The 23,978-nt window shown below is 42.9% G+C and carries 25 protein-coding genes; 8 read left to right on the top strand and 17 right to left on the bottom strand.

Features of this window, described 5'->3' with window-relative positions; translation table 11 throughout:
* Positions 1–638: 638 nt before the first annotated feature.
* Positions 639–1,121 carry a nuclear transport factor 2 family protein gene (locus ICN29_RS09440; RefSeq protein ID WP_216132592.1) on the top strand — a complete coding sequence of 161 codons (483 nt, stop codon included), beginning with the start codon at positions 639–641 and terminating at the stop codon, positions 1,119–1,121.
* 155 nt (positions 1,122–1,276) lie between these two features.
* Here the strand turns inward: ICN29_RS09440 and ICN29_RS09435 are convergent, their stop codons facing one another.
* The 8 genes from ICN29_RS09435 to ICN29_RS09400 form a co-directional block, all read right to left on the bottom strand.
* Positions 1,277–1,588: a helix-turn-helix domain-containing protein gene (locus ICN29_RS09435; protein WP_216132590.1), complete on the bottom strand. Its 312-nt coding sequence runs from the start codon at positions 1,586–1,588 to the stop codon at positions 1,277–1,279.
* A 51-nt stretch (positions 1,589–1,639) separates the two neighbouring features.
* Positions 1,640–3,109 carry a sensor histidine kinase gene (locus tag ICN29_RS09430; RefSeq protein ID WP_216132588.1) on the bottom strand — a complete coding sequence of 490 codons (1,470 nt, stop codon included), beginning with the start codon at positions 3,107–3,109 and terminating at the stop codon, positions 1,640–1,642.
* 86 nt (positions 3,110–3,195) lie between these two features.
* The gene (locus tag ICN29_RS09425; RefSeq protein WP_216132586.1) at positions 3,196–4,410 is read right to left on the bottom strand and encodes a c-type cytochrome; all 1,215 of its coding nucleotides are present in this window, start codon (positions 4,408–4,410) and stop codon (positions 3,196–3,198) included.
* Between the two features lie 30 nt (positions 4,411–4,440).
* Positions 4,441–5,718 (bottom strand): glutamate carboxypeptidase, encoded by a 1,278-nt coding sequence (locus ICN29_RS09420; protein ID WP_216132584.1) that lies wholly within the window; start codon positions 5,716–5,718, stop codon positions 4,441–4,443.
* Complete coding sequence (locus ICN29_RS09415; protein WP_255538168.1) at positions 5,715–7,160, bottom strand: amino acid permease; 1,446 nt, start codon at positions 7,158–7,160, stop codon at positions 5,715–5,717. Before ICN29_RS09415 ends, ICN29_RS09420 begins: the two co-directional genes overlap by 4 nt.
* Positions 7,161–7,495: 335 nt before the next feature.
* A complete protein-coding gene (locus ICN29_RS09410) occupies positions 7,496–8,092 on the bottom strand; it encodes a glutathione S-transferase (RefSeq protein ID WP_255538179.1) in 597 nt (198 codons plus the stop codon).
* 14 nt (positions 8,093–8,106) lie between these two features.
* Positions 8,107–8,553, bottom strand: a complete 447-nt coding sequence (locus tag ICN29_RS09405) for an acyl-CoA thioesterase (protein ID WP_216132582.1) — start codon at positions 8,551–8,553, stop codon at positions 8,107–8,109.
* Positions 8,550–9,698, bottom strand: a complete 1,149-nt coding sequence (locus ICN29_RS09400) for an iron-containing alcohol dehydrogenase (protein ID WP_216132580.1) — start codon at positions 9,696–9,698, stop codon at positions 8,550–8,552. The genes ICN29_RS09405 and ICN29_RS09400 overlap by 4 nt, the downstream gene beginning before the upstream one ends.
* Before the next feature lie 344 nt (positions 9,699–10,042).
* On the opposite strand from ICN29_RS09400, the gene ICN29_RS09395 reads away from it, so the two are divergent.
* Positions 10,043–10,966, top strand: a complete 924-nt coding sequence (locus ICN29_RS09395; protein WP_216861526.1) for a Bug family tripartite tricarboxylate transporter substrate binding protein — start codon at positions 10,043–10,045, stop codon at positions 10,964–10,966.
* Positions 10,967–10,979: 13 nt separating this feature from the next.
* On the opposite strand, the gene ICN29_RS09390 is transcribed toward ICN29_RS09395, so the two are convergent.
* The 5 genes from ICN29_RS09390 to ICN29_RS09370 all read right to left on the bottom strand — a co-directional run bounded on the left by ICN29_RS09390 (position 10,980) and on the right by ICN29_RS09370 (position 15,883).
* On the bottom strand, positions 10,980–11,861 hold the full coding sequence (locus ICN29_RS09390) for a beta-keto acid cleavage family enzyme (protein WP_216132578.1): 882 nt from the start codon (positions 11,859–11,861) through the stop codon (positions 10,980–10,982).
* A 56-nt stretch (positions 11,862–11,917) separates the two neighbouring features.
* Entirely contained in the window at positions 11,918–13,183 is a 1,266-nt protein-coding gene (locus ICN29_RS09385; protein ID WP_216132576.1) for an alpha-hydroxy acid oxidase, read from the bottom strand.
* 56 nt (positions 13,184–13,239) lie between these two features.
* Positions 13,240–14,310: an isocitrate/isopropylmalate dehydrogenase family protein gene (locus ICN29_RS09380; protein WP_216132574.1), complete on the bottom strand. Its 1,071-nt coding sequence runs from the start codon at positions 14,308–14,310 to the stop codon at positions 13,240–13,242.
* A gap of 3 nt (positions 14,311–14,313) precedes the next feature.
* Positions 14,314–15,282, bottom strand: coding sequence for a Bug family tripartite tricarboxylate transporter substrate binding protein (locus ICN29_RS09375; RefSeq protein WP_255538167.1), 969 nt, complete (start codon positions 15,280–15,282; stop codon positions 14,314–14,316).
* A 112-nt stretch (positions 15,283–15,394) separates the two neighbouring features.
* Positions 15,395–15,883: a cupin domain-containing protein gene (locus tag ICN29_RS09370; RefSeq protein ID WP_216132570.1), complete on the bottom strand. Its 489-nt coding sequence runs from the start codon at positions 15,881–15,883 to the stop codon at positions 15,395–15,397.
* A gap of 155 nt (positions 15,884–16,038) precedes the next feature.
* Between ICN29_RS09370 and ICN29_RS09365 the strand changes: the two genes are divergently transcribed.
* The 3 genes from ICN29_RS09365 (at position 16,039) to ICN29_RS09355 (ending at position 18,514) form a co-directional block, all read left to right on the top strand.
* Complete coding sequence (locus tag ICN29_RS09365; RefSeq protein ID WP_216132569.1) at positions 16,039–16,647, top strand: cupin domain-containing protein; 609 nt, start codon at positions 16,039–16,041, stop codon at positions 16,645–16,647.
* Positions 16,648–16,657: 10 nt separating this feature from the next.
* Positions 16,658–17,749 (top strand): NHL repeat-containing protein, encoded by a 1,092-nt coding sequence (locus tag ICN29_RS09360; protein ID WP_216132567.1) that lies wholly within the window; start codon positions 16,658–16,660, stop codon positions 17,747–17,749.
* Positions 17,750–17,812: 63 nt separating this feature from the next.
* On the top strand, positions 17,813–18,514 hold the full coding sequence (locus tag ICN29_RS09355; protein WP_216132565.1) for a substrate-binding domain-containing protein: 702 nt from the start codon (positions 17,813–17,815) through the stop codon (positions 18,512–18,514).
* A 47-nt stretch (positions 18,515–18,561) separates the two neighbouring features.
* Here ICN29_RS09355 and ICN29_RS09350 read toward each other — a convergent pair whose 3' ends face one another.
* Positions 18,562–19,452: a hydrogen peroxide-inducible genes activator gene (locus ICN29_RS09350; protein WP_216132563.1), complete on the bottom strand. Its 891-nt coding sequence runs from the start codon at positions 19,450–19,452 to the stop codon at positions 18,562–18,564.
* 124 nt (positions 19,453–19,576) lie between these two features.
* Between ICN29_RS09350 and ahpC the strand changes: the two genes are divergently transcribed.
* Together ahpC and ahpF are read left to right on the top strand one after the other, a co-directional pair.
* The gene (gene ahpC / locus ICN29_RS09345) at positions 19,577–20,140 is read left to right on the top strand and encodes an alkyl hydroperoxide reductase subunit C (protein WP_216132969.1); all 564 of its coding nucleotides are present in this window, start codon (positions 19,577–19,579) and stop codon (positions 20,138–20,140) included.
* 102 nt (positions 20,141–20,242) lie between these two features.
* The gene (gene ahpF, locus ICN29_RS09340; protein WP_216132561.1) at positions 20,243–21,820 is read left to right on the top strand and encodes an alkyl hydroperoxide reductase subunit F; all 1,578 of its coding nucleotides are present in this window, start codon (positions 20,243–20,245) and stop codon (positions 21,818–21,820) included.
* Here the strand turns inward: ahpF and ICN29_RS09335 are convergent.
* Positions 21,817–22,119 (bottom strand): addiction module antidote protein, encoded by a 303-nt coding sequence (locus ICN29_RS09335; protein ID WP_216132559.1) that lies wholly within the window; start codon positions 22,117–22,119, stop codon positions 21,817–21,819. The genes ahpF and ICN29_RS09335 overlap by 4 nt on opposite strands.
* On the bottom strand, positions 22,120–22,416 hold the full coding sequence (locus ICN29_RS09330) for a type II toxin-antitoxin system RelE/ParE family toxin (protein ID WP_216132557.1): 297 nt from the start codon (positions 22,414–22,416) through the stop codon (positions 22,120–22,122).
* Positions 22,417–22,647: 231 nt separating this feature from the next.
* Here ICN29_RS09330 and ICN29_RS09325 point away from each other — a divergent pair, with 231 nt between their 5' ends.
* Positions 22,648–23,268, top strand: coding sequence for a cysteine dioxygenase family protein (locus tag ICN29_RS09325; protein ID WP_216132555.1), 621 nt, complete (start codon positions 22,648–22,650; stop codon positions 23,266–23,268).
* Here ICN29_RS09325 and ICN29_RS09320 read toward each other — a convergent pair.
* Positions 23,261–23,956: a nitroreductase gene (locus ICN29_RS09320; RefSeq protein WP_216132553.1), complete on the bottom strand. Its 696-nt coding sequence runs from the start codon at positions 23,954–23,956 to the stop codon at positions 23,261–23,263. The two genes, ICN29_RS09325 and ICN29_RS09320, sit on opposite strands and share 8 nt — an antisense overlap.
* Between the last annotated feature and the right edge of the window lie 22 nt (positions 23,957–23,978).

Here is a 23,978-nt window from a genome sequence, read left to right as displayed (position 1 = left end):
CGAGAGTAGCGAGCTCCCATTAAGGCTTTTATTCACTTCAGACTCTAGATGTTTCCGGAAGCTGAATTTTCCCAAACCCTTATACTTATTAGTATTAGCCGTAGGGCTAACATCTTGGAAGATGCAAAATTAAGCGCTTTCCCCTCTAAAAAGCATGAACTTTATAAATACTATAAAAGCCCTAAAAAAATAAAGTAAATTTTTGACTAATGAACGTACCTCTTTGATCAATCGCATGTGATGATTTTGCATTTCAATTTCAGTCTAAAAATTACTTTTTTTATAAAATTTTTCTCGAAAATTTTGATTTTTATTAGGTCAATTTGAAGACAAAAATCTCTCCAGCTAGCTTCTATTTTCTATTTAAATCCAGCTGACTTTACCCAATCCTTTAGCAATAAAAACCTTCACTGGCGATAGCAGGAGTTTTGTCTTTCTAGGACTATGAAATCCTCTGATCATTTAAAACTATAAAGAGCTTACTGGGCGCTTGAAATGAGGATGTGAGCTACTGAATTTAGATTGATAGATATAAAACGATATTGCGGTTTAAAACCCTAGGTAAGAGAGTAAGATTTGAGTTGAAAGACTATTCTTTCTGATCAATCTCTTATTGAGATATACGAGGAGCAGCAATCATGCAAAATACTTTTCTTAAGATTTTATTTAGTTGCTTCATTGTTGTGATTGGATTATCGACCTCAACTTTAGTCTTGGCCCAGCAAAAAGAAAGCCCTCAAATGCAGGGAGAAAATCTCACCCGTTTATGGTGGGAGAATATGCAATCCAAAAATATTAGCGCAGTCGAAAAGGCTATTTCACCAAGCTTTCAAAGCATTGGAAGCTCGGGAATAGTGGGTCGTGAAAAATTCATTTCCATAGTTAAAAACTTGACCTTGGGTAAATATGCTTTGAGCGACTTCAAAGTGCTTCAGTCCGACAATGTTTTAGTAATTTCCTATATAACCACCATAGCAAATGAAGCTGTTTATGGGGTTGAGCAGTCTAATAAGCCGCCCGGACGCCTTGACGTCTGGCAAAAGAACGCTTCAGGTTGGCAGATTATTTCTCATGCTGACATCAGTCCAGCTAAGCCTGCCAAGCTTAATATTAAAAATTAAGCCAATTGAGCTCTAGAACCGCCCTTCTGGCACTAGGACGCTACCAGTCAAGATCTTCTAGAAAATAGTAAGTATCAGAATTTGGGCAATAAAAAACCACTTTCAGTTTTCACTCAAAGTGGTTAAACCCGTAAGGAGCGGGTAAGCCGAACTAATTATTTTTTTCTTAAAAACACTGGAATAAAGGCCTCATCATTTTTAGCATTTATTGTTGTTATCCCAGAATGCTGCCCCCCCACATCATCCAACTCAACATCCAAAGCCTTGGCATAGGCCTCGGCATTACTTAAAGCATCTTTTAGGGCTTGTTTAAATCCCAGCAATTCGCCATTTTCAATGTGAACTAATTCAGAAATGGTCATTCCACAAGATCCCGCAATCGCAGGCAAAGTCAATCCACGCGCCTCACGCTTATTGCGAAGACGTCTACCGATCTGCCTAAAAGATTGAATTTCTGCTAAGTTCATAAGACCCTAAATACATCTAGGGTGCTATAGTCGCCCCCGCAAGAGCCCTAGTCAATTAGCCCTAAGGCCAATTAGCGGGGGGGGGGGAAATTCCAAAACAAACCTAGCGCCGCCACCAATCATATCTTCGTAATGGATCGAGCCGCTATATCTAGTGACGATATGCTTACAAAGCCAGAGGCCTAGTCCCATACCAGCCTGCTTGGTGGTACTCAATAGCTCAAAAAGCTGGGGCTTGAACTCAGGGGCAACACCTGTGCCATTGTCAGAAATACTCAATTGAACTGAGTTGCCAGCTTTATACGCCTCTATAGCAATACGACGCTGTAGCGTACCGGAGTTAGCCAAAGCCTGAATCGCGTTATTTAGCAGATTTAATATGACTTGTTCAATTTCTGCTGAATTGACCTTAATTACCAAGTCCTCATCAACTCTTAGCTGGATTTGAATATTCTTACTCTTAAGCTCTGGCTTAACAATATCTAGAACTTTTGATATCAAATCACCCAATTGAGCTTCTTGGGCATTGGCCTCACCATCAGTGAAGATTGACCTTAAAGACCTCACAATCGTAGCTGCTCTCTTATTGTCTTCTTCTAAGGAATTCAAAATCTCTTTACCAAGCTCAGGATTGATGACACCTTTTTCCAATTTCATTTTAAGAAACTGGATATTAAGGTTTGATGCTCCAAGAGGTTGATTGAGTTCGTGAGCAATCGATACTGATAAGGCACCAGTAGCTGCTGTTTTATTGGCCTTCATCAGACCATAGATCAGACGCTCTTTTTCTTTGAGGAGATCGGTAATTTTTTGATTTTCATCTTTAGAATTTGCTAAATCATTGGCACCTTTATTTTCCTTGCTGATCTGTTTTTGTAGATAAAAGACACCCAATCCGACAAAGGCAATAATGTTATTGGCATAAGTAAGCCATCGCAGAGCTAAACCAAAAGGTTCTTCGGTGTAAAGGAAAATATTTGTTGGTCCGTCTCCACTCAAAATCTGATAGGTCCTAACAACATTTCCCATCAGCGTGAATAAAGTTATCACGGCAAGCCAACCAACAATCTTTGAGCCCTCTTTTTTATAAAATTTTATTAATTCCAATAATTGCCAGACGATTAATGCTTCTAGAGTAAGAGTGATCAAAGCAACGCGTTGGTGGAATGTATTTGGCGCCGTTCTTAGTGGTTCATAAAGAATGGCAATCCCCAGGGGTAGGAGCCAAATCAATAGAGTCTGTATTTTATTAAATGGTTTTCCGTTCCAAGACCGATACAAACAAATAAGGGCTATAGACGACATCAATAATGAAGTATTGGCTATCGTTAGGAGAAACTTATTGACCCATAAGGCAAGACCAAAACTTAAGGCACTCAAAGCATAAAAGCCGGTGCTTAATGGCCAATAGATGCTAGGCCAGTCTACCCTCGAAGACTGAAATTGCGGAATTGCACTAAGCACAATGGCTAAGGTAATTAGACCGAAAACAATAAAAAAGATTTGGTTGGCGACTTCCATAATCTAGATAGTACTAAAAATCATTCAGATTGTCGTTTTTAACTACATTGACGTCTGAATGCCTGCTTCTGGCAGCAAAAGCTTACTTAAATTCCTGGATTAGCCCGAATATTTTTCACTAAAGATCGGGTGGCGTTGGGATTGGAGCTATTTCCCCAGCTCGATCTGACGTAATTAGCAATATCCAAAATCTCTTGATCATTCAATCTAGAGGCAAATGATGGCATCGCAATATAACCATCTCGTCGCTGGATGCCACGGATCATTACCTTAATAATATTGTTAGGTTGAGCAGCAATGACTACAGGGTTACCTGCTAAAGGTGGAATAACACCTGTAATACCTCTACCAGAAGACTGATGACAGCCACTACAGTTATCAACATACAGTTTGGTGCCGGCAAGATAGCTTGCATCCACTTTTTTACGATCATTCGATAAGCTTGAGTTAGCGGGTATGGATTTGAGATAAGTAGCCATTGCCAATAAATCGGCATCAGTCAATTTTCCAGTACTGTTGTGTACGACCTCTTCCATCGGGCCTAATACAGTTGTCTTACCCTTATAAGAACCCGTTTTAAGATAAGTTGCAATATCTTCAGCTGACCACTTTCCAAGACCTGTCAGCGGATTTGAGGTGAGATTCAGAGCGTACCAGCCATCAATTACAGAGCCTGTGTATGCCTTGGAATTTTCAATTGCCCCCATTAAGTTTCGGGGGGAATGACAAGCGCTACAGTGGCCCAGACCCTCTACCAAATAAGCGCCGCGATTCCAAACATCAGATTGAGCGGGATCTGGTTTATAGGAGCCCACTTTGAAGAATAATTCTCGCCAGACAATCATGCTGGTACGAATATTGAAAGGGAAATCTAAATGATTGACTTCAATCGGGTTAGAAACGGCTGGAACTGTTCTCAAATAATCATAAATCTTATCTGAATCCTCTTTAGTCACTTTGGTATAGGCAACATAGGGCATAAAAGGATAGAGATCTTGGTCTTTTTTATTTACCCCGTTATGTAGAACACGAAAAAAATCATCTTTGCTATAGGAACCAATACCTGTTGCGATGTCTGGAGTAATGTTGGGCGTTAGCAAATACCCAAACTGATTGGCCATTTTGAGTCCGCCAGCAAAGGGTTTCCCACTAGGTGCAGTATGACAAGAAGTGCAATCGCCGGCAGTGGCCAAATATTGCCCAGCCTCTGCAGATGTCTCTGCTTGTGCAAGCGAAGGCAGCACTCCCATAAAAGAGCAAAGCAGCATTAATAAACCTAGCCGAACTGATAAATTCTTCATCGTTTTATTACTCTTTAATATATGGAGAAATTAATTCTTATTCCCAACTTTACCTTTAGAAATATCCATAATGAGGCGGGAAAGTAAATACATTCTTGGGGTAATCGAGCTCACTAAAATATATTCATCGTCATTAGAGTGCGCACCAAAACCTTGGACGCCCATACTTTCAATCACTGGATTTTGAGTGTCAAGCGCTGCAAAGGCAGCATCTGTTCCACCACCAGCAGCAACTGTTCCTAAAATTAAGTCTCGGCCAATCTCTGCATACACTTTTTTTGCATATTCGGCCATTTGTAAAGACTGTGGACTGGTAATCAAGGGTGGGCGGCGGCGCTCAAAACCAAGATCAATTTTAGTATCCGGTATTTGCTGCGTTTTTACACGCTCTCTCACCTTTTTCTCCACCACATCGAAATCTTCCTTCTTCATCACCCGCACATCAGCGGTAGCAAACGCAACTGAAGGTATAACATTTCGATTAGTGCCCGCATTTGCTAAGGTCCAATTCATTTTGATTCCTTCTTTGGGATCAGATAAATCACGCATCTGCTGAATCTGAAATGAAAGTTCGTCTAAGGCATTACGCCCTAACTCTGGAGCAGAGCCAGCATGTGAGGCCTTCCCGGTAATATTTAAATTAACTGCCGCTATCCCTGCCGTAGTAAGGGCGATACGATCTGAGTTTGCTTGTGATGCCTCACAGGAAAAAGTAGCGTCATGCTCCGCACCGAGCTTAGAGAAATAAGCTCGTGCTGCCGGTGAACTGATTTCTTCATCGCCATTGATGAGTACCGTAATTTTTCCATACTCATTAAATTTCAACTTTTTTAAACTATCGACGGTGTGCAAAATCAATGCTATTCCTTGCTTATCGTCAGAAATCCCAAGGCCATAAGCACGGTCTCCATCAACCCTAAATGGCTGCTTAGCCAACATCCCTTTTAGATATACGGTATCCATATGCGCAATCAAGAGTATTTTCTTGGTTCCAGCACCTTTGAATTCGGCTTTCACCATGCGGCCAGGCTTTTCAGGTGTGTCGTGCATTCGATACATGCTTGCATCTGGCTCGATAAACTCGACTTGGCCACCAAGCGCTTTAAGTCGATTAAAAATGAGTTGCGATATCTTATCTAGGCCTTCGCGGTCTCTACTTCCAGACTCAATCGATACCAATTCTTTTAAAGTATTTAAATAGAGTTTTTGCTCTTTTTCAACTACTGAAAAAATAGGCTCTTGCGGGGCGGCGATGCCCACTGCTGAAATACCCATTACAGCGCAAAAAACTAAGATGTATTTTTTCATTTTTCCCCCGATAGATAGAGTTTAGCCGCTGCTTCCTGAGCATTCACTTTTTCTCGGAAATTGGCTAAGAGTACTTGATGTTGTTCATTCCCCCTTGTTTTGATGCGATAAAAAATACCGAGAACAATAAACCAGACCGGCAAGAAATAAAGTGCAATGCGGGTTTCATCACTCAGAGTCAGTGCGTACAAGACAATGGCAAAGAAAGTAAAAGCAACATAAGGCATCACTTTGCTGAGTGGCATTTTGAACTCAGATTCATCATGAGCCTGTGGGAGTCGTTTGCAGTAAGTTAAATACGCAATCAAGATCATGGACCAAATATAAATAAAGATGATGGCCGCTACGCTACCTACGAGTTCAAATGCGGACATCACTGATTTAGTCGTCGTCAGAATTAAAGCAGCCGAGAGCATGAGGCCTGTAGCCAAAAAGATTCCGCCTGTGGGAATCTTGTAAGCAGACAGCTTACCAAAGACTGCGGGTGCATGATGCTGTTTTGCTAAGCCATATAACATGCGTGAAGTGGCATAGACCCCACTATTACTAGATGAAGTTGCTGAGCTGATGACTACTAAGTTAATGATGGATGCAGCGCTGACCATACCCACTAAAGAAAACATTCTCACAAAAGGGCTTTCATCGGGCGATATGTCGATCCAAGGTGTAACCATCATCAAGACAACCACTGTACCAATATAAAAGATCATGATGCGCACCGGCAGTTTATGAATAGCATCTGGTAATAAGACCTTGGGATTTTTTGACTCCGCCATCATGGTGCCGACAATTTCTATACCAGCAAACGCAAAAATTGTCGACTGTAAACCCGCAAGCAAGCCAAATACTCCATGAGGGAAAAAGCCCCCATAGGACCACAAATTACTCACCTTAGCCTCTACTCCACTGGAAGACACAAAACCGATAAAGCACAAATAAATACCTAAAGCGATCAAAATAATAATGGCGACTACTTTAATGATGGCCATCCAAAATTCAAGCTCGCCAAATGCTTTCACGGTAAGGAGATTTAAAGTCAGCAATAAGAGAATGAAGCCCAGCGCTGAAACCCAACCAGGTAAGTCTGGCAACCAAAAAGAGACATAGCCTGTAATCGCAATAATTTCAGCGATGGCAGCCACAATCCAAGCAAACCAATAAGACCAGCCTACAAAAAAGCCTGCAGCAGGCCCCAAAATATCTTCTGAAAAATCAACAAAGGATTTGTAGTTGAGGTTGTAGAGCAATAACTCGCCCATGGCTCGCATCACAAAGTAGAGAATAAAACCCGTAAGAGCGTAAATCAGAATGATCCCAGGCCCTGCTAATGAAATCGTTTTGCCTGAGCCCATGAATAAGCCGGTACCAATACAACCGCCAATGGCAATCATTTCAATATGACGGCGGCCTAAGCCACGGTGTAATTCTGTTTTAGTATCCATCGGCGTCGCTTACCAAAAGTAGTAATGATAAATAAGAATATAGGTTCAGGTGCTTGGTATGAGCAGTCGTTTTTCAATACTTCTGGCAAGCAATACAATCACCGAAACTAGCGCTAAATATACCAAAGCGGCGAGAAGATAGGCTTTAAAAAAACTGGAAATTAGTAGCAGCAAACTCTTCCATCCGGGCAAAAAACTCGGTGTACTGGATTAAAAATGCTACAGAACTATCTTTGAGATTGCCAATCACTTGATTGTATAGCTGCCTGCTTTTTTTAAAACTTATCTACATCCTAAGTATTTAGTGGGCTAAAGATGCAAAAAACCTCATGTGCTCAATCCCTCCAGGCGGGATGTTTATCCATCACTGAAATAAATAGCTCAGACTCCATATGTTGGCGCAACCATCTTTGAACATGAGGCAATGGTAATTTCGCAAACCTTTGCTGATCGACCATCATGAACTGTCGAATAAATGGAAAAATGGCCACATCTACCCATGTCATCTTGTTGCCCAGTAAATATTTACTAGCCCCCAGCGCGACTTCCATCGGCTTTAACAGCAACTCCATGGCATCAGCAAGAACTACTGCTTGATCTAATTCGGAATGTCGATTGGGGTATTTGTATTGATCTAATAAGCTCTTGAATAGCTCATCATTTTTTTTAATCCAAGCCTGAGCAATACTTTCATCAAGGTCACTCCAACCATCTGGATCGGATGCCTTTAACGCCCATTGCATGATATCGATGCTTTGATCTAGGACGAGTCCATCTATACATAAAACAGGAACCGTGCCTTTGGGTGATAGGCGCAACATAGACTGGGGCTTATTTCTGAGTTCAATCTCTCTGTGCTCAACTTGAACACCAGCATATTGAAGTGCCATCCGCGCCCTCATCGCATAGGGGCATCTTCGATAAGAATACAAAATTGGCAGCAAATTCAACTGACTTTAACAAGCTCTTGTAATGCTGTCCGGACGTTTTGTGGAATCGGCGTAGATTTATTACTCAAGCGGTTTACGTACACATGCACAAAGTACCCTAGTGCACACGCAATATCCTCATTATTTTTGAAGATCGCAACCTCATAACGAATACTGCTCTTTCCTAAGTGAACAATTTTTAATCCCACATGAATTAAATCAGGGTACACAATTGGCGCAAAATATTGGCATTGGGTTTCAACTACAAAGCCTATTTCTTGATCATGATGGATATCTAATACATTGTGCTCAATCAAATAGCGATTGACTGCTGTATCAAAAAATGAGTAGTACACCGCATTATTAATATGCCCATACACATCATTGTCATTCCATCTTGAATGGACTTCTTCAAACGCTACAAAATCTGCGCGAGTGGGTGGTGAAGATTTTTGATTACTCATAAGGCCTCTTTATAAAGAGCAGTAGCATCGGCTAAAGTAATTTCACGGGGACTATTTTGTAGTAAGCGAGTTTGGAGCATGGCATCTCTTGCTAACTGGTCAACATCATCTGAGGTAATGCCGACTTCTAGCAATCCCTTTGCTAACCCCAAGTCACCAGCAAGGCCACCCAAATAATCTGCTAGCTGGGCTGCTTGCTCTGTGGTGGAGCCTTGCAAGCCTGGCTTGATGATTTGTCCAAGTTGCGCGTACATACCATGCGCTTGTTCAATATTAAAGCGCATCACAGGACCTAACATTAAAGAATTAGATAAGCCATGTGATACATGAAATCTAGCTCCAATTGGATATGCCAATGCATGTACCCCCGCAACTGGCGCATTCGTAAATGCCATACCGGCTAGGCAAGCGCCTAAGAGCATGTTCTCACGGACCACGATGTCATTACCCTTGTTTACTGCCGCATGAAGATTACCAGCTAATAATCTGAGTGCTTCTTTTGCCAAACAATCAGAGACTGGGTTTTTTAAGCGCTTAGTAGTAAATGCTTCAATCGCGTGAACCATTGCATCAATGCCAGTTGCTGCTGTAACGTGTGGTGGCAATCCCAAGGTCAGTTCAGCATCTAGCAAGGCAACATCGGGCAAGAGCTTTGGAGATACCACGCCTTTCTTCTCACTCTCACTGACTGTGACGATGGAAATAGTAGTGACCTCAGAACCTGTTCCTGCGGTCGTGGGAACTAATATGAGTGATAGTCGTGGGCCTTTAGCCATACCGATACCATATACATCGCCCAACTTTTCTTTCCCGGGCGCTAGGAGCGCTACCAACTTGGCAACATCCATTGAGCTACCGCCGCCAAATCCAACAATGAAATCTGCTGAACATTTCTGAGCAAGCTTTACAGCGCTCTCAATCACAGAAACTGGTGGATCAGCCTCTACATCTGAAAAAACTTGCAGAGAAAGTCCGAGCTCCTTAAATTGAGGAAGTGCCTTATTTAATAATCCGGCTGATAAAACACCGGGATCAGTCACAATGAGTACGGATTTACCGCCACGCTCAACAATACGTTTGGCTAAATTAGCAGACCCGCCCCGCTCTACGATGATGGAGTGTGTTGAGTGAAAGTCAAATTGCATTTCATTGCCCTATAGAAATCAAGCTTGGCTGATTTTAAAAACATCTTACCTGAGCGACTACAGAAATCATAACCCACGCGATCTTTTGTAGGCCTTGATCCTTCAAGTTCAGAGCGCCACTCTGGTATGAATTTCCAAGATTTGTAATGCCTTGTTATATGAGGCTCTTTTAAGCCGATTTATGCTCAAAACCTAGGGCTTTTACCAATGAAGCATCCTCTATCAAAGCAATCCTGCCAACCCTATAATGATTTGATAAATTCATATCCACCATCAAGGGGACTATCGTGTGCTATCAAGCTAGTTTAAAAACATTCGCCAGTATTCTCATTAGCTTTTCGGCCTTGACAACATTTTGCCAAGCAGCTGATGTATTTCCATCTAAGCCCCTCAAAATTATTGTTACAGCTGCTCCTGGAGGGACTACCGATATTGCATCTCGAGCGCTTGCAGATCAACTCGGAAGAGAGCTAGGACAATCAGTATTAGTTGAAAATAAAGCAGGTGCTGCCGGAATTATTGCCCTGCAAGCATTAATTGCTAGTCCAGCAGATGGCTACACAATGGCGATGGGTAATATTGGTACCAATGCTATTAACTATGCTTTATATAAAAGCTTGCCATATAAATCAGAGGATATGAGGGCTATTAGCGTAGTTTTGGCCACTCCTAATGTGATGGTAGTGAACTCTGCCTTCCCCGCTAAGACCGTCGCTGAGTTTGTGGCGCTGGCTAAAGCAAATCCCGGCAAATATTCATTTGCCTCCTCGGGCAGAGGACAGTCAATTCACATGTCAGGTGAATTGTTTAAAAATATGTCTGGGATTGATATTGTTCATGTGCCTTATAAAGGCGCAGGCCCTGCTCTGATTGACTTATTAGCAGGGCAAGTAACGATGATGATTGATAACTTACCGAGCTCCATGGAACACATTCGCAGTGGAAAACTGCGCGCCTTGGCAGTTACTAGCAAAACCCGTAACCCTGATCTACCAGATGTACCCACTATGCAAGAAGCGGGCTACCCTAACTTTGAAGTGATTGCTTGGTTTGGTCTATTTGTGCCAGCTAAAACGCCTCAGCCTGTAGTAGACAAGATTTATGCTGCACTGAAAAAAGTATTGAATTCACCTGAAACGAAAGCGAAGTGGAAAGATTTAGGTGGATGGGGAATTGGTGATACCCCTGCTAACACCGATCTATTTGTAGCGGCCGAAAAGAAAAAATGGGAAGACGTTGCTGTTCAGGCAAAGATCCCACGCGAGTAAATCACAGATTCATTTACTGCGAAGACTGTAAGCCCAGCATCTTACGCGCTTCACTTGCAGAGGCTAGCTCGCCACCCATGCTTTCGATTAAGGCCTTTGCTTTAAGGACCAACTCAGCATTGGTTTTGCAGAGCACGCCCTTACTAAGGTAGATATTGTCTTCCATGCCAACGCGCACGTGACCGCCATATAACCAAGCTTGAGCAACGATTGGATACTCAGCACGACTAATGCCAAAAGCAGCCCAATTCGCACCCTGAGGGAGTTGATCTCGCATGTATAACAAAGTAGCTGGGTCGGTATTTAAGCCGTACTTCACGCCCATCACAAAAGTAAATAGCCCTGGGCCATCAATCGTTCCGTCCTGCAATAAATCTTTAGCCAGATTCAGATCGCCGGTATCGAAGATCTCGAGTTCAGGCATGACTCCTGAATCCCGAATCACTTTAGCCATCTTGCGCACGTTAGATGGCGTATTCATTACAACATCCCCACCTGAGTTCATAGTGTTTAAATCCAAAGAGCAAATATCTGGCTTTAGCTGCGCAACATGCTCTACTCTTTTGAGTGGATTACATAAAGTAGTTCCTGGTGCAAACACCTTAGGATCATCTTCGTTTGGAACATACCTGCCGCCAGGGCCTGTAGTCAAATTAATAATCAGCTCTTGATTTTTTGCCTTGATTAAACGCATCACTTCGGCGTAATGGTTTAAATCCATGGATGGCTTACCGGTATCAGGATCGCGCACATGAATATGCACTACTGCGGCTCCTGCATCAGCAGCACCTAAGCATGACTCTGCAATTTGAGCTGGGGTAATTGGCAGGTAAGGAGTCATCTCGGGTTTGGTGAGATTGCCTGTTACTGCACAAGTTAAGATTGTTTTATTCATGATTTACCAAAAAAGAATGTTATTGAAGCAATATTTTGAGTTAGCCCGACTTAGCCTCACCCCTTGTAAATCATTGACTCCTGAATAGCTGCAATATTCGCAGCTCCCATCTGCTGCATGGTTGATTTAAATTCTGTTTGCAAAATTTCCATTACACGCTCAACACCTGGTTGTCCAAAAGCACCTAAGCCCCATAAGTAAGGCCGACCAACACATACCGCATTAGCACCTAGTGCCATTGCCTTAAAAACATCACTACCTCTCCGAATACCACTGTCAAAGAGGATAGGCACCTTACCTTTTGCAACCCTTGCAACCTCTGGCAGGCATTCTATTGATCCTCGCCCGCCATCTTCACTTCTACCGCCATGATTAGATACATGAATGCCATCAACCCCGTACTTAAGACAGAGTTTGGCATCTTCTTCAGTCAAAATGCCTTTGATAATAATTTTCATTTTCGTGGTATCGCGAACTTGCTTAATAAAGTCCCAAGTCATATTGTTTGATGACAATTTGACACCTGTCATATCAATGCCATCATAATTAGGCCGCTCTTGCGCACTCCCAAATCCATGAATATGGCAACCAGCGCAGTTTCTGGGATCTAATTTTTTTAATCGAGCAAAAGTTTCTTGATTTCTTCCGCCATTTCGATCTACTGTAATTTCTAAAACAGGAGCCCCCGCCTTTTCTACGCGGCGGATAACCTGTTTTGCAACTTCTGGACTTGAGGTTGCATACAACTGAAACCACACCTCGCCTTGGCGTGCTGCTATCACCTCTTCGATAGTAGAGCCGCCAGCATTTGAAAGAACATTCAGAAACCCACCTGCTCGTGCAGCCCTAGCTACCGCAATTTCACCCTCAGGATCATAGGCTTTATTACCTCCTGTTGGCGCAATAATAATAGGAGACTTCCAGCGAGATCCAAATAAAGTGACTGATGTATCTATTTGACTAACATCGCGCAAGCGCCTTGGGCGTAGTTGATATTTTAAGAAAGAACTGCGATTGGCCCTCAAGGTAACTTCGTCATCTATACCAGAGGCCATATAAGCAAAATGGGCTGGGGGAACCTTAGTAAAGGCTACAGGCTCAAAATCAAAAACATTAATTGCGTCTTTTGGACTAGCAATCAAATCTAATGGCGTGTTTGGTGCCCAAACCATCGGGTCAGGACGTTTTGTAAAGTTTCTGGTGAGTTCCTTTGCTTCATCAGCCATCACGCTTTGATTTCCAGCGAGTGCAAACAGGGGACTTGCTGCAAGCCATGTCAATAATTGGCGACGTTGTTCATCCTGATGGTTATGTTCACTCATATCTACTCCTTTTTTATATTCTAATAACTCATACCAAAAAAAACATCACCACAGTTTTATTTCAAAGCCTGCAATACTGCTTTAGTCATCGAAGCAGTGTTACCCCTTCCATTAATATCGCCCGTTCTTGCATTTGGATCTAGCAAGGCTAAAGTCGTAGCGTCTGACATCGCCTTAGCCATGGCTACTGCCTCTGGAATCTTGCGACTATGTCCTAACCAATCAAATAGCATACGGGTTGACTCTATCATTGAATAAGGATTTGCAATCCCCTTGCCAGCAATATCTGGAGCAGAACCGTGAGTGGCTTGAGCCATTACTACGTCTCCATCCCCAATACATAGTCCCGGCGCCATACCTAAGCCACCCACCAAGCCAGCAGCTTCATCTGACAAAATATCGCCAAACATATTCGTTGTCACCACCACATCAAAGTTTTGTGGGTCTCGAACCAAGCGCATTGCAAAAGTATCGACGATGACATCATCAACTAAAACATCAGGATATTCAGAAGCAAGTTTTTTACACTCCTCTACAAACATGCCGCATCCTAACTTAAAGACAGTATCCTTATGCACATATGTTAGATGATTGCGACGCTGACGAGCTAACTCAAAAGCAGCTTGAGCAACACGACGACTGCCCGTTCTAGTAATCACACGGACAGATAAAGTGATTTCATCGCTTGGGCGAAACTCCCCACTTCCGACCAGCATATTTCGGTCAGGCTGAAAGCCTTCATTGTTTTCACGAACGATGACTAAATCAATATCATCTCGAATACAGCCAATATCAGGATAAGAGCGGGTTGGCCGAACATTGGCAAATAGATTAAATTGCTTACGCAAAATTGGATGTGGATTAATGGCATTAGGCTGCTTTGGGTAGGCTCGATGACCAATAGGCCCCAAAATCCAGCCATCTAAAGTATGAAGAGACTCTAGGGTCTCTGGTGGAAGGGTATGTCCGCGCGTATCGAGAGCGCGACGACCAATTGGCAATGGAACCCATTCAATCTCAACTCCATAAAGGAGAGCAGCTGCTTTAGCAACCTCGACGGCAACCGGCACAATCTCATGCCCAATATCATCACCCTCCAAAATTCCTACGCGTAATTTTTTTGCCATACCCTATTCTTCCAGTTGTATATTTCTTGCTTTAGCTAATGCACTCCACCGCTTCACTTCATTCTTAATAAATTGGCTAAATTGTTCGGGAGACATTGGCATTGGTTCAACTGCTTCAATCGCCAATTTCTCACGCATTTCTGGTAACTTTAAAGTAGCTACTTGTGTTTCATTCAAACGCTTCACAATATCAGCAGGAATGCCAAGCGGTCCAACAGTGCCGTACCATTGCATAGCATCAAAGCCCTTGAACCCCAGCTCCTCCATTGTTGGCACATCTTTCAATACAGGGCTACGTTTAGGTCCAGTCACTGCTAATGCACGCACCCTACCAGACTGAATGTACTGCAGTGCAGCTGCTAAACCAGGAAACATAGTTTGCGTCTGCCCCCCAAGCAAATCATTAAATGCAGGAGCAATCCCTCGATAAGGAATATGAAGAATAAAGAGGCCAGTTTCCTGTTTAAACAACTCCATTGTCATATGAGTGAGTGAACCTTGACCAGCAGTACCGTAACTTAACTTTCCAGGATTCTTACGGGCGTAGTCAATGAACTCCCTCATGTTTTTTACAGGCACTTGACTATTCACAATGAGTACATTGGGTGTTGCGCCAATCATTCCGATGGGAGTGAAATCCTTAATAGCATCATAGGGTACTTTTCTGGTTGCTGGATTTGTACCATGCGTAGCGACATACCCCTGCATTAGAGTGTATCCATCTGGCGCTGCGCGCATCGTTGTTTGGCAAGCGATCACTCCGCCACCGCCACTCTGGTTTTCAACCACGAAAGTTTGACCAAGGATGCGGCCCCACTTTTCGGTGACTACCCGCGCAATCATGTCATTACCGCCCCCAGCAGCTACTGGGACAATGTAGCGAATTGGTTTTGTGGGGAATGACTGTGCCCATGAAGGCAAAGGAAGCAGTAAAGAGGCCGTGGCCCCAATGAACTGACGTCGACTCGTCATGCGCATCTACCCTAGGAAAGATTAAGCAATCAGAATAACTGAATACTGAGCCCACATTGGATTGATTTCCAAAAATCGATCCTATTCATTACTGTTATATGGGGGTCGCTATTTAATTGAGCTTACGAGGAGCTCCGAACCGCCCTTCTTTAGGGTAAACGCTGGTAGTAGAGACGGGGCCCATACCAATAATTTGTATTTCTGTTGCACCTTTCAAGGCGCCATCAAAATGAACTACGCCAGCAGGATGAAACATCATGCTACCCGCAGGTAAACCTACGGTTGTAGCAGGGTCCCAACTTGCATCAGTACCTGCATACCAAGTGCCCTTAATTACGGTTACAAAACGATCTTGAGAGTGAGAATGTGGGGTACTCATAACGCCCTCTGGAAATATATTTCTGACAACATACATGCCAGGTTTATTTGGATCCCCATAAAGAACTGCTGTTTTAACACCAGCAGGAGCATCCCCCCAGACTACTTGATCTGGCTTAATGACTACAAAATCTTTTGCCGTTGCTTGAGCTTGCGCCTGCGAAGAAAATACGATGACTGATGCAATAACGATGCATAGTTTTGTTATGCCACATAATTTCATAACTGCCTCCAAGTATGATTTTTTCACTTATCTTTCTAAGAGAAAATCTAACATGCTACCTAGTAAACAACCCTAAGGGATAACCCGACAATTGAATATCTGAGAGGGTATTTGAGAGTAAGCTCTTTACAAAGAGTAACCGAAAAGGAAATAGAATGAGATATCTATATGGCATTGCCTCATTTTTTATTTGTGCTTCGCTGGCAGCCCAGCCAAAAGTAAACCCTACCGACCCTCAGCCAACTTGCTATATGTGTCCAGGAACATTTATACCCATAGATGAACTAAATGCCTATACCAAAAAAGCGATTCAAGAAGGTCACATTGACCAACAGGTGCGAGATATTGATATTGGCAAAGCAAGAGTGGGTATCGGTATGGTCTACCGCGGCAAGCTTGATGCTCCAAATCCAGACTCAGTAGCAGAACATGATCAAATTAGTGAGGTCTATCACATCATTTCTGGCTCTGGAACATTGGTACTTGGGCCTGATATCACCAAACGCCAACGCAGACCAGCAACACAAAAAACGGTAGTTGAATTTAATGGCCCAGGAAATAATGGCAGCGAAATTCTGAATGGTATTTCGCGCAATCTACAGCCAGGAGACGTCGTAGTAATCCCGGCAGGAACAGGACATTGGTTTACTGAGATCCCAGACCACATTAATTACCTCATGATACGGTTTGATCCAGATAAGGTGACGCCGCTAAAGAGCGAAGCTCAGTCATTAAATTATTTATCAAAACCAGCAAGTCGCTAAGGAGAATTCTATGAAAAAAATGATTCAACGTGGTCTTCTCATCCTATTGGTAGCTGTAAGTTGCAGCGCATTTTCCCAGAACCAATCGAGCACAAAGGCGCCACAATACAAAGTTGACCCTTATTGGCCAAAGGCATTACCTAATAATTGGATATTGGGGCAAGTAGCAGGAGTAGCTACCGATAAAAATGATCATGTATGGATTATTCATCGACCACTCACTGTCACAGACGATGAGAAGGGTGCCACGCTAAACCCTAAAAGATCAAAATGCTGTATCCCTGCTCCACCTGTTCTTGAGTTCGATAAAAACGGAAATCTATTACAGGCATGGGGTGGTGCAGGCAACGGTTACAACTGGCCCAAAAACGAACATGGGATTTATATCGACCCAAATGATAATGTTTGGATTGGTGGCAACGATCAAACTGATCACATGATTCTAAAATTTACTAAACAAGGAAAGTTTCTTCTGCAGATTGGTTCTCCTGGTGCAAGCCTCGGTAGTAATGACACTACTCAGCTTGGTCGTCCTGCCCACATGAATGTCGATCCAATTGCAAATGAAGTCTATATTGCCGATGGCTATTTGAATAAACGCGTAATTGTGTTTGATTCGAATACTGGAACATACAAACGCCATTGGGGTGCCTACGGAAATACTCCTAGTGACGAAAAGATGCCGAATTTTAATCCGGCATCAACGCAATTTGCCAATCCAGTGCATTGTGTTCGCCTTATGAAAGACAACAGCCTATATGTTTGCGATAGAGCAAATAATCGAATTCAAGTATTCGAAAAAAATGGGAAATTTATACGTGAAATGGCATATGAAACTGATACTCGGGGCTCCGGATCGGTATGGGATTTGATTCCTTCAGATGCAAGTCAAAAGTATATTTTGATTGCTGATGGCACCAATAATGAAGTTACTGTACTAGTACGTGATACTGGACAAAAAGTAGGATCCTTTGGCAGAAGCGGCAGAAATGCAGGTGACTTTCACTGGGTCCACAATATTGCAGTTGATTCTGAAGGCAGCGTCTACACCACAGAAGTCGACACTGGAAAACGAGCTCAAAAATTTATTAAATCAAAATAAATAGGCTGTTACTTGAAATATTTTTTTGCATATGCACTCTTTTTCATACTAAGCGCTCCTGCAATGGCCCAACTTGAAGTCATAATCTCGGGCGGTTTTCAGGGGCCCTACAATCAAATGCTTCCTTCCTTTGAAAGAATGACTGGCATTAAAGTCATCACAAAATCGGGGGCATCTCAAGGTTCTGGGCCCAAGACAATTAAAGCCCAACTTCTCGCTGGCACAAGCGCAGATGTAGTAATTCTTTCCCGTGAAGGACTTGCTGAATTAATTGCCATGGATAAAATTCTTCCTAAATCAGATGCCGATCTAGCACGTGCGCCCTTAGGGTTAGCAGTGCCAGTAGGCGGGCAAAAGCCAGATATCAGCAACCTGAAATCCTTCAGGGAGGCGCTAGTTAAGGCCCAAAAAATTGTAGTTCCTGGCAGTACAAGCGGTATTTATTTAACTACCGAAGTTTTTCCACGACTCAAGATTGAAGATCAAATTACGGTGCAAGTCACTGAGCGTGGCTCTCAAGCAACCGACCTTTTAGCAGCAAGAGGTGCAAATATAGCAATTCAACCCAGTAGCGAATTAGTTAATGTGCCGGGAATTGATTACATTGGCCCAATACCCAATGACGTACAACTGATTCAAACCTTTGCAGCAGCAATAGTAGTCAACTCTGCACATCCAGAGAATGCGAAAAAACTAATCGAATACTTAAGATCTCAAGAGTCCGCTGGCCCCATTAAAAGAAGCGGCATGGATCTGGTGCCTTAAGTGTCGCCATAAATAAAGCTAATGTGCGTTTGATTGCAAAATATTCTTTAACTCTTCATCACCTTGACTAGGGCATTAAATTCTTCAATCCTAGCGGTTGATGGTCTTGCAATTAAAGCAATTCTTCTCTTAGGGGCTGGTGCAGTTAAAGGCTTCGCTATTAACTTCGTTTGCTTTAATAGCCCAGACTTCACTGCCATTGCGGGCAATAGCGCGATACCCAAATCAGATTCGACCATTTGCAGCAAGGTAAGTAAGCTTGTTGCCTCAATTCCATAGTGATTGGCAACTGCACTTCTCTTACATGCCTTCACAGTGTGGTCACGCAAGCAATTGCCTTCCTCTAATAACAAAATGCGGTCAGTCAATTTATTGTTTAACTGCACCTCTTTACCTTTAAGAGCTGGGTCATTTTGGCTACCCACTACCCAAAACTCATCATCAAATAATTCTTTAATGAGAAAGCCCTCGGTATCGTAAGGTAGCGCGATTAAAGCAAAGTCCAATTCGTGGCGATTTAACTTATCAATCAGATTGGCTGATAAGTCCTCCCTCAATACAACCTTCAGTTTTGGAAACTGCTCTCGCATCTGAGGCAATAGAGTTGGCAGGAGAAAAGGAGCTATCGTTGGTATTACGCCTAACTTAATCACACCCACCATTGACCCAGCAGAGCCCTCCACAAAGTCCACTAAATCATCTGCCTGCACAATTAAGCGTTGCGCCCGCTCAACCACGCCACGCCCAATTGGAGTGACAGAAACTGAATGTTTATCACGCTCTACCAATTGAACACCTAAACTGTCTTCTAATTCCTTTAGACCAGCGCTCAAAGTAGACTGGCCAACAAAGCAGATTTGGGCGGCTTTAGTAAAGCTCAAGGTTTCACTAAGCGCAATTAAATAGCGCAATTGCTTAATAGTGGGTAATGCAGCCATATTGAGCCCTTTCTGTTATCTAATAAATAGATTGATAAGATCATATTAATTCATTTGAACGATATAAGCAATAGGGCCATAATTCATCCAGTTGTTAAATTTTTCAACCCCTGAAAGGAACATGATGTCTATTATTAATACAGCAGTACAGCCATTTAAAACCGAAGCATTCCACAATGGTAAGTTTGTGACTGTTACTGACGAGACCCTCAAAGGTAAATGGTCTGTGCTTATTTTTATGCCAGCAGCTTTTACCTTTAACTGCCCTACCGAAATTGAAGATGCAGCGAATAACTATGCTGAATTTCAAAAAATTGGTGCTGAGGTGTACATCGTCACAACCGATACGCATTTCTCCCACAAAGTTTGGCATGAGACTTCACCAGCTGTAGGTAAAGCAAAGTTTCCATTGGTTGGAGACCCAACCCATACCTTGACAAATGCATTTGGTGTCCATATTCCAGAAGCAGGCTTAGCGTTGCGTGGTACCTTCATCATCAATCCAGAAGGCATCATCAAGACTGCAGAAATTCATTCCAATGAAATCGCTCGTGACGTTAGCGAGACCTTACGCAAGCTGAAAGCTGCTCAGTACACAGCTGCTCACCCAGGTGAAGTTTGCCCAGCTAAATGGAAAGAAGGCGCAGCAACTTTGACTCCATCTTTAGACCTCGTAGGTAAGATCTAAATCAGCGATACGCTTTAACCAAACAGACTCTCTTCGGAGAGTCTATTGGAGAGGACTAGATCCTGCCCAATAGACTCACCTAATTTATATTAAGGAATCATCATGTTAGATAACAATATCAAAACTCAACTGCAGGCCTACTTTGAGAAAATTGTTAGCCCAATCGTTTTAACAGCAACTGTAGATACTAGTGAAAACTCGGCACAAATGCTCGAGCTCTTAAATGAAGTAGCTGAGCTATCTGACAAAATTACTGTGTCTACTAATGGGCAATCTACGAACATCCCAAGCTTTACTGTTAGTAAAGTTGGTGAGGTTTCACGTATTGCATTCTCTGGCTTACCAATGGGTCATGAGATGACTTCTTTTATCTTGGCAATTTTGCAATCTAGTGGCTACCCACCTAAAGTTGAGCAAGACATCATTGAGCGCATCCGCGGCATCGAAGGAAAACTGCATTTTCAGACTTTCATTTCTTTGTCATGCCATAACTGCCCAGACGTAGTCCAGGCATTAAACCTCATGGCCGTGCTCAATCCAAACATCGAGCACGAGATGATTGATGGCGCCCTCTTCCAAGGTCTAGTAGACCAACATGAAATCATGGCAGTACCTACAGTCATTATGAATGGCGCAGTCTTTGGACAAGGGCGAATGACGGTTGAAGAGATCGTTACTAAACTTGACACTAATAGTCCACAGAAAGATGCTGCGAAACTCAATGCTAAGGATGGTTTTGATATGTTGATCATTGGTGGCGGCCCTGCTGGCGCAGCTGCATCGATCTACGCCGCCCGTAAAGGTATTCGGACGGGCATTGTTGCAGAACGTTTTGGCGGTCAAGTCATGGACACTATGGGTATCGAGAACTTTATCTCCGTACAAGAAACTCAAGGGCCTAAATTAGTTCAAGCCCTTGAACAGCATGTGAAAAGCTATGAAGTAGACATTATGAATTTACAGCGCGCCAATGGATTGCGTAAAACCGATGATGGCTTTGAAGTTGACTTAGTTAATGGTGCAATACTAAAGAGTAAATCGATCATTCTGAGTACTGGAGCGCGCTGGAGAGAAATGAATGTACCTGGTGAACAGGAATATCGCAATAAAGGCGTAGCCTACTGCCCGCATTGCGATGGCCCATTGTTTAAAGGTAAGCGTGTCGCTGTTATTGGCGGCGGCAACTCTGGCGTTGAAGCAGCGATTGACTTGGCAGGGATCGTCAGTCATGTGACCTTGATCGAGTTTGATAGCAAATTACGCGCAGATGCTGTTTTGCAGACCAAGCTTAATAGCCTTTCAAACATTACAGTCATTAAGAGCGCCCTCACCAAAGAGGTGTTAGGAGATGGGGCTAAGGTTCATGGATTGCGCTACCAAGATCGCGAAAATAATACTGAACATACTGTTGAGCTTGAAGGCATCTTTGTACAAATTGGCTTGTTACCAAATACTGATTGGTTAAAGGGTACGGTTGAGCTCTCAAAGTATGGTGAAATTATGGTTGACCATAAAGGCGCAACCTCAATGCCTGGTGTATTTGCAGCAGGTGACTGCACTACTGTGCCATACAAGCAAATCATTATTGCCATGGGTGATGGGGCAAAAGTTTCCTTGGCAGCATTTGATTACCTGATCCGCTCATCAGTAGTAGAGCCAGAAAAAGCCTTAGCTGCTTAAGCGTGAACGGCAATACGCATTCCTAAAGCTTGAATTACTTTGGATACCGTGTCAAAACGTGGCTTGGTATTCGGTTTAAGTGCCTTATAAAGAGCTTCTCTTGTGATGCCAGTGAGCTCAGAAATCTGAGCCATCCCCTTGGCTCTTGCTATATGGCCTAAGGCTGCTGCTAACTCCGCATCATCACCTTCTGCAATAACCTGATTCAAGTACTCGGACATCGCTTTTTTACTTTTTAAATGACGTACGATATCAAATTCAGGTAATGATGAAATTTTAGTTTTTTGTATTTTTTTCATTTAACTCCTCAATTCATTTGCTAACTGCTTGGCACGCTTGATATCAGATGACTGAGTCTTCTTACTACCACCACCTAACATTAGGATGATAGTGCTATCTTCTCTCAAGTAATACATGCGCCAACCACAACCAAAAAATTCTCGCATCTCATAAATATCTTCTGTTAGTTGCTTTACATCTCCGAAATTACCGCGCTGAGCCTTTTCTAGGCGCCTTACTAAGCGGATGCGAATTGATATATCTTGAATTCCATCTAGCCACTTACGAAATACTTCTGTTTCAAGAACTCTAATCATTACAAGATTGTATTCGGACTATTGTAATCGATCGAATACAATAGTCAAGCCCTAATTTATTAAGGGGCTTTACTTGCACACACCTTGTACCACTGATAAAGCCTTTAACACTATCAAATACGCTCCATTTTTTATAGAGCTACTATTAAGCAAGAGCTTGCTTTATGATCAGCATCATAATCAAGACATAAGGCAGCCTAATGCTCCAGAAGATCCGAGGCAATTGAATATATGCATAATTCATCAGACACTATCGCCCCCTTGCGTGAGTTCGTCATTGGAATGACGAATCTGGTTTCTCAAGAGTCAGTAGAACAAAATCTCATTAGCAAGGGATCTACATTACTCAAAACCTTGATTCAGTCAGATGCCTGGCTCCCAGAATTTTGCACAGTTCCACATTCTGAGTTTTATCAGCAGTTCTTACTTCATGCAGACCCCTTAGGAAGATTTTCGGTAGTGAGTTTTGTCTGGGGCCCAGGTCAAAAAACACCAATCCATGATCACTGTATCTGGGGTTTGATTGGTATGCTTAGGGGTATGGAAAAGGGGCAACACTATAAGCAACTACCCTCTGGAGGGCTAGTTGTGGATGGCCCTGAAACTGTTTTGCGCCAAGGCGATATTGAGGCAGTGAGTCCTGCTATTGGTGACATTCATGTAGTAAGCAATGCCATCCCTGATAAAACTTCGATTAGCATTCATGTGTATGGCGCAAATATTGGTGCAGTTCAACGGCATACCTATGATCCCGTGACCGGCAGTATGAAGAACTTTGTTTCTGGTTATTCCTCTAAGCAAGTTCCCAATCTTTGGGATCGCTCCGCTGAAATGAGAGCAGGCCTTAACTAAGCCAAGTAGTAAATTCTTCTGCGCTTACCCTGGGAGTGTGAAAGGTGTTCACAATGTCAGCCTTGTCGACATAGCCTAGCGACATACCACACACCAGCATCTCATTATCTTTTGCGCCAATGAAGGGCAAGATAATTTTAGAGTAATGATTCCAAGCAGCTTGCGGACAAGTATCTAAACCTTCACCTTTGGCTGCAATCATGAAGCTTTGCAAGAACATGCCATAGTCAAGCATAGAACCCTTACCTAACTCTTTATCGATTGTGTAGAAAATACAGACCGGCGCGCCAAAAGCCTCAAAATTCTTGCGCTGCTGCGCATGCATTTTATCTTTATCGGCCCTAGTAATACCTAGAAGGCCATACAAGCTCCAGCCATTTTCGCGACGTCTATCAATGTATGGACTAAACCATTTGTTTGGGTAATAGTCATAGCTTGCCTGATATTCTTTTTCTAACTCTGGATTAGCAGCGATGCTGTCATAAGCGGCGCATACCTTGGCACAAAGATCTTGCAGCGCTTTACCTTCTAATACGTAGACTTTCCAAGGCTGGGTATTGGTGCCAGAGGGTGCTCTCGCAGAAATATTCAAGAGCTTAGTGATGGTCTCCTTTGGTACAGGATCTTTTGTAAATGCCCGCACGGATTTCCGGGAAGTGATGGCATCTTCTACAGTGATGGACCCCATTTTTGAGCTCTTCTATTTATTT

The sequence above is a fragment of the Polynucleobacter nymphae genome (assembly GCF_018882155.1).
GTDB classification, from domain to species: Bacteria; Pseudomonadota; Gammaproteobacteria; order Burkholderiales; family Burkholderiaceae; genus Polynucleobacter; species Polynucleobacter nymphae.
This window is presented reverse-complemented; position numbering and strand designations above follow the sequence as displayed.

What these genes read in the sequence shown, in the direction of transcription:
- ICN29_RS09440 (WP_216132592.1), top strand. Translation starts at nt 639, where the DNA reads ATGCAAAATACTTTTCTTAAGATTTTATTTAGTTGCTTCATTGTTGTG.
- ICN29_RS09435 (WP_216132590.1), bottom strand. Translation starts at nt 1,588, where the DNA reads ATGAACTTAGCAGAAATTCAATCTTTTAGGCAGATCGGTAGACGTCTT.
- ICN29_RS09430 (WP_216132588.1), bottom strand. Translation starts at nt 3,109, where the DNA reads ATGGAAGTCGCCAACCAAATCTTTTTTATTGTTTTCGGTCTAATTACC.
- ICN29_RS09425 (WP_216132586.1), bottom strand. Translation starts at nt 4,410, where the DNA reads ATGAAGAATTTATCAGTTCGGCTAGGTTTATTAATGCTGCTTTGCTCT.
- ICN29_RS09420 (WP_216132584.1), bottom strand. Translation starts at nt 5,718, where the DNA reads ATGAAAAAATACATCTTAGTTTTTTGCGCTGTAATGGGTATTTCAGCA.
- ICN29_RS09415 (WP_255538168.1), bottom strand. Translation starts at nt 7,160, where the DNA reads ATGGATACTAAAACAGAATTACACCGTGGCTTAGGCCGCCGTCATATT.
- ICN29_RS09405 (WP_216132582.1), bottom strand. Translation starts at nt 8,553, where the DNA reads ATGAGTAATCAAAAATCTTCACCACCCACTCGCGCAGATTTTGTAGCG.
- ICN29_RS09400 (WP_216132580.1), bottom strand. Translation starts at nt 9,698, where the DNA reads ATGCAATTTGACTTTCACTCAACACACTCCATCATCGTAGAGCGGGGC.
- ICN29_RS09390 (WP_216132578.1), bottom strand. Translation starts at nt 11,861, where the DNA reads ATGAATAAAACAATCTTAACTTGTGCAGTAACAGGCAATCTCACCAAA.
- ICN29_RS09385 (WP_216132576.1), bottom strand. Translation starts at nt 13,183, where the DNA reads ATGAGTGAACATAACCATCAGGATGAACAACGTCGCCAATTATTGACA.
- ICN29_RS09380 (WP_216132574.1), bottom strand. Translation starts at nt 14,310, where the DNA reads ATGGCAAAAAAATTACGCGTAGGAATTTTGGAGGGTGATGATATTGGG.
- ICN29_RS09375 (WP_255538167.1), bottom strand. Translation starts at nt 15,282, where the DNA reads ATGACGAGTCGACGTCAGTTCATTGGGGCCACGGCCTCTTTACTGCTT.
- ICN29_RS09370 (WP_216132570.1), bottom strand. Translation starts at nt 15,883, where the DNA reads ATGAAATTATGTGGCATAACAAAACTATGCATCGTTATTGCATCAGTC.
- ICN29_RS09365 (WP_216132569.1), top strand. Translation starts at nt 16,039, where the DNA reads ATGAGATATCTATATGGCATTGCCTCATTTTTTATTTGTGCTTCGCTG.
- ICN29_RS09360 (WP_216132567.1), top strand. Translation starts at nt 16,658, where the DNA reads ATGAAAAAAATGATTCAACGTGGTCTTCTCATCCTATTGGTAGCTGTA.
- ICN29_RS09355 (WP_216132565.1), top strand. Translation starts at nt 17,813, where the DNA reads ATGGCCCAACTTGAAGTCATAATCTCGGGCGGTTTTCAGGGGCCCTAC.
- ICN29_RS09350 (WP_216132563.1), bottom strand. Translation starts at nt 19,452, where the DNA reads ATGGCTGCATTACCCACTATTAAGCAATTGCGCTATTTAATTGCGCTT.
- ahpC (WP_216132969.1), top strand. Translation starts at nt 19,577, where the DNA reads ATGTCTATTATTAATACAGCAGTACAGCCATTTAAAACCGAAGCATTC.
- ahpF (WP_216132561.1), top strand. Translation starts at nt 20,243, where the DNA reads ATGTTAGATAACAATATCAAAACTCAACTGCAGGCCTACTTTGAGAAA.
- ICN29_RS09335 (WP_216132559.1), bottom strand. Translation starts at nt 22,119, where the DNA reads ATGAAAAAAATACAAAAAACTAAAATTTCATCATTACCTGAATTTGAT.
- ICN29_RS09330 (WP_216132557.1), bottom strand. Translation starts at nt 22,416, where the DNA reads ATGATTAGAGTTCTTGAAACAGAAGTATTTCGTAAGTGGCTAGATGGA.
- ICN29_RS09325 (WP_216132555.1), top strand. Translation starts at nt 22,648, where the DNA reads ATGCATAATTCATCAGACACTATCGCCCCCTTGCGTGAGTTCGTCATT.
- ICN29_RS09320 (WP_216132553.1), bottom strand. Translation starts at nt 23,956, where the DNA reads ATGGGGTCCATCACTGTAGAAGATGCCATCACTTCCCGGAAATCCGTG.